This window comes from Mycolicibacterium austroafricanum (genome assembly GCF_000612725.1).
GTDB classification, from domain to species: Bacteria; Actinomycetota; Actinomycetes; order Mycobacteriales; family Mycobacteriaceae; genus Mycobacterium; species Mycobacterium austroafricanum.
In genome coordinates this window covers 24,301-30,491 of the sequence record NZ_HG964460.1, presented here as the reverse complement: position 1 = coordinate 30,491, position 6,191 = coordinate 24,301, and the positions used below count along the sequence as shown (strand labels likewise).

Annotated in this window: 10 protein-coding genes; 8 read left to right on the top strand and 2 right to left on the bottom strand. The window is 67.2% G+C overall.

The genetic code is table 11. The annotated features are described in order from the left end of the window. The 3 genes from BN976_RS28740 to BN976_RS28730 all read left to right on the top strand — a co-directional run. Nucleotides 1-472: C40 family peptidase (locus BN976_RS28740; RefSeq protein ID WP_145978014.1), on the top strand; the 472-nt coding region annotated here is incomplete at its 5' end. A 96-nt stretch (nucleotides 473-568) separates the two neighbouring features. Continuing rightward, nucleotides 569-2,677, top strand: coding sequence for a hypothetical protein (locus tag BN976_RS28735; protein ID WP_235622167.1), 2,109 nt, complete (start codon nucleotides 569-571; stop codon nucleotides 2,675-2,677). After that, a complete protein-coding gene (locus tag BN976_RS28730) occupies nucleotides 2,674-2,856 on the top strand; it encodes a hypothetical protein (protein WP_036376390.1) in 183 nt (60 codons plus the stop codon). The genes BN976_RS28735 and BN976_RS28730 overlap by 4 nt, the downstream gene beginning before the upstream one ends. Before the next feature lie 9 nt (nucleotides 2,857-2,865). Here BN976_RS28730 and BN976_RS33650 read toward each other — a convergent pair whose 3' ends face one another. Next, the gene (locus BN976_RS33650; protein WP_145977991.1) at nucleotides 2,866-3,099 is read right to left on the bottom strand and encodes a hypothetical protein; all 234 of its coding nucleotides are present in this window, start codon (nucleotides 3,097-3,099) and stop codon (nucleotides 2,866-2,868) included. A 167-nt stretch (nucleotides 3,100-3,266) separates the two neighbouring features. Here BN976_RS33650 and BN976_RS28720 point away from each other — a divergent pair, with 167 nt between their 5' ends. The 5 genes from BN976_RS28720 (at nucleotide 3,267) to BN976_RS28700 (ending at nucleotide 5,522) form a co-directional block, all read left to right on the top strand. Then, nucleotides 3,267-3,572, top strand: a complete 306-nt coding sequence (locus BN976_RS28720) for a hypothetical protein (RefSeq protein WP_036376387.1) — start codon at nucleotides 3,267-3,269, stop codon at nucleotides 3,570-3,572. A 220-nt stretch (nucleotides 3,573-3,792) separates the two neighbouring features. Continuing rightward, nucleotides 3,793-4,521 carry a hypothetical protein gene (locus tag BN976_RS28715; RefSeq protein ID WP_235622166.1) on the top strand — a complete coding sequence of 243 codons (729 nt, stop codon included), beginning with the start codon at nucleotides 3,793-3,795 and terminating at the stop codon, nucleotides 4,519-4,521. A 190-nt stretch (nucleotides 4,522-4,711) separates the two neighbouring features. Further along, the gene (nrdH, locus tag BN976_RS28710) at nucleotides 4,712-4,966 is read left to right on the top strand and encodes a glutaredoxin-like protein NrdH (RefSeq protein WP_036376800.1); all 255 of its coding nucleotides are present in this window, start codon (nucleotides 4,712-4,714) and stop codon (nucleotides 4,964-4,966) included. Then, nucleotides 4,963-5,298, top strand: coding sequence for a cyclic-phosphate processing receiver domain-containing protein (locus BN976_RS28705; RefSeq protein WP_051558616.1), 336 nt, complete (start codon nucleotides 4,963-4,965; stop codon nucleotides 5,296-5,298). Before nrdH ends, BN976_RS28705 begins: the two co-directional genes overlap by 4 nt. Then, the gene (locus tag BN976_RS28700) at nucleotides 5,295-5,522 is read left to right on the top strand and encodes a hypothetical protein (protein WP_036376381.1); all 228 of its coding nucleotides are present in this window, start codon (nucleotides 5,295-5,297) and stop codon (nucleotides 5,520-5,522) included. The genes BN976_RS28705 and BN976_RS28700 overlap by 4 nt, the downstream gene beginning before the upstream one ends. A 134-nt stretch (nucleotides 5,523-5,656) precedes the next feature. Here the strand turns inward: BN976_RS28700 and BN976_RS28695 are convergent, their stop codons facing one another. Continuing rightward, nucleotides 5,657-6,178, bottom strand: coding sequence for an ImmA/IrrE family metallo-endopeptidase (locus BN976_RS28695; RefSeq protein WP_036376379.1), 522 nt, complete (start codon nucleotides 6,176-6,178; stop codon nucleotides 5,657-5,659). Nucleotides 6,179-6,191: the final 13 nt, after the last annotated feature.

Genomic DNA, 6,191 nt, shown 5'->3' with positions numbered 1-6,191 from the left:
CGGAGCCGGTGGCGAGGGCGGACCGACAACGCCCGGGCAGAACGAGTACGAGCAGCGCATCATCGATCTGGCCAACGAGGTAGTAGCGGCGGGTATCCCGTACGCGTGGGGCGGCGGCACGCTTGACGGCATCGGACAAGGTATCCGCGACGGGGGCGCCGCCGATGCGGCTGGCGACTACGCCAAGCAGGGCTTTGACTGCTCGGGCCTGGCGCGATACCTGGTGTATCAGGCATCCGGCGTCGAGATCCCCCGTGTCTCCGGGGACCAGTACAACGCGGGGTACTTGGTCAGCGCGGCTGACGCGCGCCCGGGCGATCTCGCGTTCCACAACAACCCGGGGCAGCACGTGATGGTCTACGTCGGTGACGGAAAGGTCGTGGAGGCACAGCAATCCGGGACCAACATCATGTTCAGTGACGCTGCACAGCGCGGCGTCACTCAGTACGTGCGCGTGGTTGACGCCGCGTGATCCGCGCCGCAGGCGTGACACCCCGAACCTGGCAGCCACGATGAGCACACCCATTACCGCTGCGGGCACGCGGCGCTGACAGAGAGGACACCCGAGATGCCGCCTGACCTGCCTCCGGTGACCACCCCGCATGCTGCGCAGATCATCGGGGCCAACTACCCGACCACCTCGGAGACCGGCACGGTGGCATCGGTGATCGCGCTGTTCGAGCAGGCAGCCGAGTCGGTTGGCACAGGCAGCACCGCTGAGGTGATGCATGCCCTGATCGAGGCGAATGCCACGGGCCAGACCCCGACCGCGCTGCTCGGGGAGTTCACCGAGGACCAGCGTGCGGCGTTCGACCGCTCGCTGCGGCAGCTGAACATGGGTCAAGGCGCTTCGGTGATGGCCCAGGACATCCTCAACGCCAAGGTGGCATTGAACGGGACCGCACTCAGTTTCGAGGCCGCGGTAGAGGAGCTGATCTCTTCCTACGCCGGATCGGGCGGTCCCAGTTCCCCGCAGAACCAGGCCGAGTTCCAGCAGCGCTACCAGGAGCTGTTGCAGCAGGCCAAAGACCAGGCGGAGAAGATCGGCAAGGATCACAAGTCCACCCAGGACCAGCTGGTGTCCGGGGTGCAGAAAGGTGCGACTCCGGAGGTTCCTTCGACGATGGCTCCCACCTCGTCGTCGAACCCGATGGTGCCGGGGATGCCGGATAACGCCATGGGGTCGCTGCTGCAGAACGTGGCCGGCCAGATGATGAAGCCACCGAATCTGCCGATGCCCAACCTCGGCCAGATGGCCCAGCCGATGGCGCAGTCCGCGCAGCAGGCGATTCAGGAGCTGATGAAAAAAGCCGGCGGTGGGGGCGTTCCGGTCACCGACGACGCACTGAAAAAGCTGACCACCGCTGCGGGGCTGACGAACCAGGGCGCGTCGCTTTCCAGTGCGCGCGGCGAGTCTTCGGAAGAGAGCCGTGAGGAGAGCCCTGCTGCACGCACCTCACCGCTCAGCGGCGGCAGCACCGCCGGCGAGAACGGCGGACGATCCCCCGCGGCGGGGTCCGAGACCGGCGAGGATCAGGATCTTGCACCCTATCCCGGCACCGAGGCCGGGGCCGCTGCCCTGTCGACGGGCGAAGCCGGTGTGCCGACCACTGCTCCGGCGACGTCGTTGCCTTCGTCGGGCTCGGTGGGCACGACATTGTCTTCTGGTGGTGGCGGGCTGGGGTCGGACACACTGGCCTCCCCGCAGACGCGGGTGTCTTCCGGTGAGGCCGCCACCCTCGCCGCGCCCCTGAGTTCAGCCGCAGCCCCCACCGGTGCGGCTCCCGTCGGGGCAGCGCCGATGATGGGCCCGATGATGTCGCCGATGATGGGCGGTGCTGCGCCCGGCCCCGCCGCGCAGCCGGCCAGCGGCGGTTCGGCCGGCCAGGGCGCGGGTGGAGGTTCAGGCACTGACGTCGAGGACCGACGCCCCGGTTACCGGCCGGAACGTCCCGCGGACACGGCGCTGGTCGACTTCGGCGCCGAACGGCGTGGGCTCGTCCACGCCACCGACATGCAGCACATCGCAGCCTCGATGGCGGCATCGCTGGTGCACGGCCATCAGCGCAGCGGCGAACCGACCACGGTGGCCGTTGGCTTGAGCGGTTCGCAGGCGGTGTTCGCCACCAGCGACGGGCTGAGTTTCCTCGCGCCGGGGGTGAAAGCACCTGCTCACCTGACACCGCTGATCACGGCGGTGCCTGATCGGTTCGTCGATCGCTGGCTGGGATGTGCCCAGCCGTGGCGTCCGCTGCTGGCGGCAGCCGAGGTGGGGTTGATCGCGCCCCTGGATTCGCTGGTGAGTACGGACCTGTCGGCGTCCCAGCAGGGCGTGCTGGTGCTGTCGGCGGCCGATGTCGACGAGGTGAACGCCGCGCCGGCCACCACGGAACGCCACGCGTTCGACGCCATCGACACCGGCGACATCGAGGATGCATTCGACTACCTGTGCGGTGTGTGGGGCAGGCCGTCGGTGGCACCGGCAGAGCTGCTCGAGCGTGCCGTGACGGCGCGATGGAGCGGTGACGGACTGGGCCGTGAGCGCTACGCCCAGACATGGGTGCGCTACCTGCTGTCAGCGGCACTGGTCGACCTGCAGGCCGGAGATCTCGACAACGCTCGCTACTGCCTGCGCAACGCGCTGCGGGTGCCGGCGGCAACGCAGGGGCAGCGATGACCCAGATCGATGTACGCGTGGTGGGTGGGCTTCCGCTGGTGCGGCTGGCAGGTCCGGTGACCGAGCGCACCGGGGCGGAACTGGCCGCGGCTGTCATGTCCTCGATTCACTTCATGACCGAGGATCCCGCGGAGTTTCCGCGCCCGCTGAGCCTTCCTCAGCCGCGCGCGGTGGGCTGAGATTCACGCTCAGGCGGGCGGCACCGCCGCAGAGTCCGGCAGCGGTAGCGGCAGCTCAATCAGGGTGCCACCTGTCCGTTCGGCGTACTGCTCGGCTTCTCGGCGCTCGGGTTCGGTGAAGGCACGGAAACTGGCCGGCTTCCCGGGTACGCGCACCAGCATGGTGAAGTCGGCGACGGTCTCGCCTGCGGGTCGCCGTCGTGGCGTTTCGCGGGTGCTGAACGAACTCGCATCGGTGCTCACGGCGTCTATGGTGGCCTCTCCCATCGGCGACGCTGACTCCGGGGTCTCACCGCGCCGGCTCGCTGAGTGCAGCGATCTGCGATGCAGATGTCGTTGCACATGCATCTGGTGCGCGACTGATGAGACAATGAGGTACTGCATCATCCGACCATGGAAGAGAGAACACAATGATCACCGGAGTTTCCAGCTTCGCTGACGTGGTGAGCCAGGTCGCTGGCCTGGTCGCCGAGACCACCGGCTTCGCGACGGCATCATCCACCGCAACCGCTGCCGCAGCTGCGGTCACCCCGCCGGGTAACGACGCCGACTCGTTGCGAGCAGTGGCGCAGCAGGGCACCACTACCGCGGAGTTCATCTCGATGCTGGCGGCTGGCCTGGAGCAGCTGGGCGAGCGCGCAGCCGAGACCACCAGTGAGAACGTCACGTTCGACACGCTGCAGGCGTTGGGGTCCTCGGCGATCCTGGCTGTGTAGGCCTGTCTGCCGGCCACCGCGCCGACCACACCGACAAACACCGTCGGCCTCGGTTTCGGGGCCGACGGTGTTTCGTTGTCTGCGACTCAGCAACTGCGCGCCGCAGCACGCCACCGACCGCGGTGCACGGCTACGTTTCGCGCGAGATCCCCTGGGACGGGGCTACATGCGGAGAATGGAGCCGATAGTGCGCGAGATGTGGGAGCTGCCAAGCTCTACGGTGAAGACCAAACTGATCCGTTCGGGTGTGGTGCTGGCACTGGTGTGGGCCCTGGTGGCCGCTCCGTTGACGGTCTGGTTGGCGGTACGCACCGAGCCGGCACCTCCGCCGCCGCCGGACCGGGAGCTGACCGTCACCGAGAAGCTGGCCGCGACGCTGGTCTCCGAGCGGCTGTCACAGGGGTACATCACCCTGACCCATCAGGTGACCACGCCCGTGGCCAAGTTCGAGGTGACCGAGGCGGTGCAGGCCGCCAGCGGCGACTCGATCGGCACGGTGAAGTCCGGGTCCGAAACCGCTGAACTGCTGGTCGCAGCGGGTTCGACGTTCCTGCGAGCCAATTCGGCGTTCTGGTCGACGATCGGGGTGCCGACGTCCTTCGTGGGTTGGGTCGACATCGGAAATCAGCTGGGCCGGATCCAGTTTCCGCTCAAAGAGGCAGTCGCGGGCATCGCCCCGTCACCGCAGTCGAGGATCGAGACTGCCACCCCCGATCCGTCGATCGCGGTCTACCGCAACGGGAACGTGACAGCTCAGCTGGTCGACAAGGGCGTGGTGCAGCTGTCGGTGGCCGAGCGCACGGCGACCAGTTCGCGCGCCGAGGACACCACTGCGCGGCTGCAGACCGCGATCACCGAGGTCGAGGTCCCCGGGCGTCTGGAGGGCACCTCCGGCGGATTGACGGTGTCTGAGCCCGCACCTGCGCCCCCTCCTCCCCCGGCTCCGTGACCGGACGAGCAGACCCGCGGCTCAACGATCCAGGCACACAGTTGGACCGCGAGATAGATCGCCTGACCGAGGCCAACACCGACACCACCTGCCCGCAACTCTGCGGGGCGCCCGGATGCGCCTCGTGGGGTTGTCTGTACTGACTCTTCCGCTGGCACACAACATTCGAGAACGGAGAGACGAACTCACCATGTCCGCCTTCACCACCGTCACCATGTACACCAAACCCGCCTGCGTACAGTGCACCGCTACTGCCAAAGCACTCGACCGGGCCGGTGTCGCCTACGAGACGATCGACATCAGCCGCGACAGCGATGCCCGCGACTATGTGATGGCCCTGGGATACCTCAGCGCACCGGTTGTCGTCGCTGGGGACGAACACTGGTCCGGATTCCGTCCGGACAGGGTGAAGGCGCTGACGGGCCCGCGCACACTGTCGGCGTGAAGCTCTGGGTCGACGACGAACGCCCCGCACCCGAGGGCTGGGTGTGGGTTACCCGGCCCGCCGAGGCGATCAGAGCGCTGGCCACCGGAACCGTCACCGATCTGAGCTTGGACCACGATCTCGGTATCGACCCGGAAACCAACGAGCCCCAGACCACACGCCCGATCGTGTTGTGGCTGTGCGAGATGGACGCTGCGCACACGCAGCAGCGGTACTGGCCCGACCAGGTGCGCGTACACAGCCAGAACCCGGTCGGCCGCCAGTGGCTGGAGGCGATGATCGACCGCTACAAACCCTCCGACGACGACGACGACGAGAGCGAACAACGATGAGCCAGAACCAGATCCAGGACTATGCGGATTCCTTCGCCGCCCAGACGGTGCAGGCCGATCCACCTACATGGGTCGAGCCGACCGACCACCACATCGCACGCGTGCTCGGCGTCGAGCTGCAGTACGACGAGTGCACTGACATCAGGCACACGTTCCTGCGCACGTACTCCGACGGCGGCTACGGCCCCATGCTTCCGGGCCGGCAGATCGACTACCGCGGCTGACAGACCACGGGATACGACAACGGCTCCGCGCCACAGTGCGGAGCCGTTGTCGTTGCGCGCACGCATTTTCCGGCTTGAACAGCGTCGAGTTCTGTAGGCCGCAAGAGACGAAGAGGATTGAGCAGTCGCGGCTGTCAGGTGGTGAGACCGAGATAGTCCGCGCGGACTCTCGCAGCCGGCACCGCAACCTCAAACCGATCGGCCACCGCAACCAGGTCGCCGGCCGCCTCACCGACAGCCGCAGTGAATGCCTCTGCTGGCATCAGGAGGTTCGAAGCGAAGACGTTCGCCTGGGTCTCCGGCACGTTTCGTCCAAGCCGGGTGAAAGTCCGGGCGCGTTGGCCGACAAGATGCTCGTCAGGCGCCCGATAGTGCAGAAAGTAGTGCCCGAGTTCGTGGGCGATGGTGAAACGGTCACGCAGCTGCGAAGTGTGAGTGGGCAGATACACAGCGAAGTCGTGGTCACTGCGGACCTCAAGGGACTCGACACGGTTGTCGACTTCGATACACCCACCGAGGTTCGCCAGTAGCGCGCAGACATCGACCTTGCCGGTGTCTTCGACGACGCCATGGTCGGCAGCGATCCGATCGGTGTACTCCGCGATCGCCGCGTACGACAGCCGCGACTGTGGCGCCTCCGCTGCTGTACGTGTCACGTCCGTCCGCTCC

Bases quoted from the DNA above. Each gene is read 5' to 3' on its own strand.
- BN976_RS28735 (WP_235622167.1), top strand. From the start codon at position 569: ATGCCGCCTGACCTGCCTCCGGTGACCACCCCGCATGCTGCGCAGATC.
- BN976_RS28730 (WP_036376390.1), top strand. From the start codon at position 2,674: ATGACCCAGATCGATGTACGCGTGGTGGGTGGGCTTCCGCTGGTGCGG.
- BN976_RS28720 (WP_036376387.1), top strand. From the start codon at position 3,267: ATGATCACCGGAGTTTCCAGCTTCGCTGACGTGGTGAGCCAGGTCGCT.
- nrdH (WP_036376800.1), top strand. From the start codon at position 4,712: ATGTCCGCCTTCACCACCGTCACCATGTACACCAAACCCGCCTGCGTA.
- BN976_RS28700 (WP_036376381.1), top strand. From the start codon at position 5,295: ATGAGCCAGAACCAGATCCAGGACTATGCGGATTCCTTCGCCGCCCAG.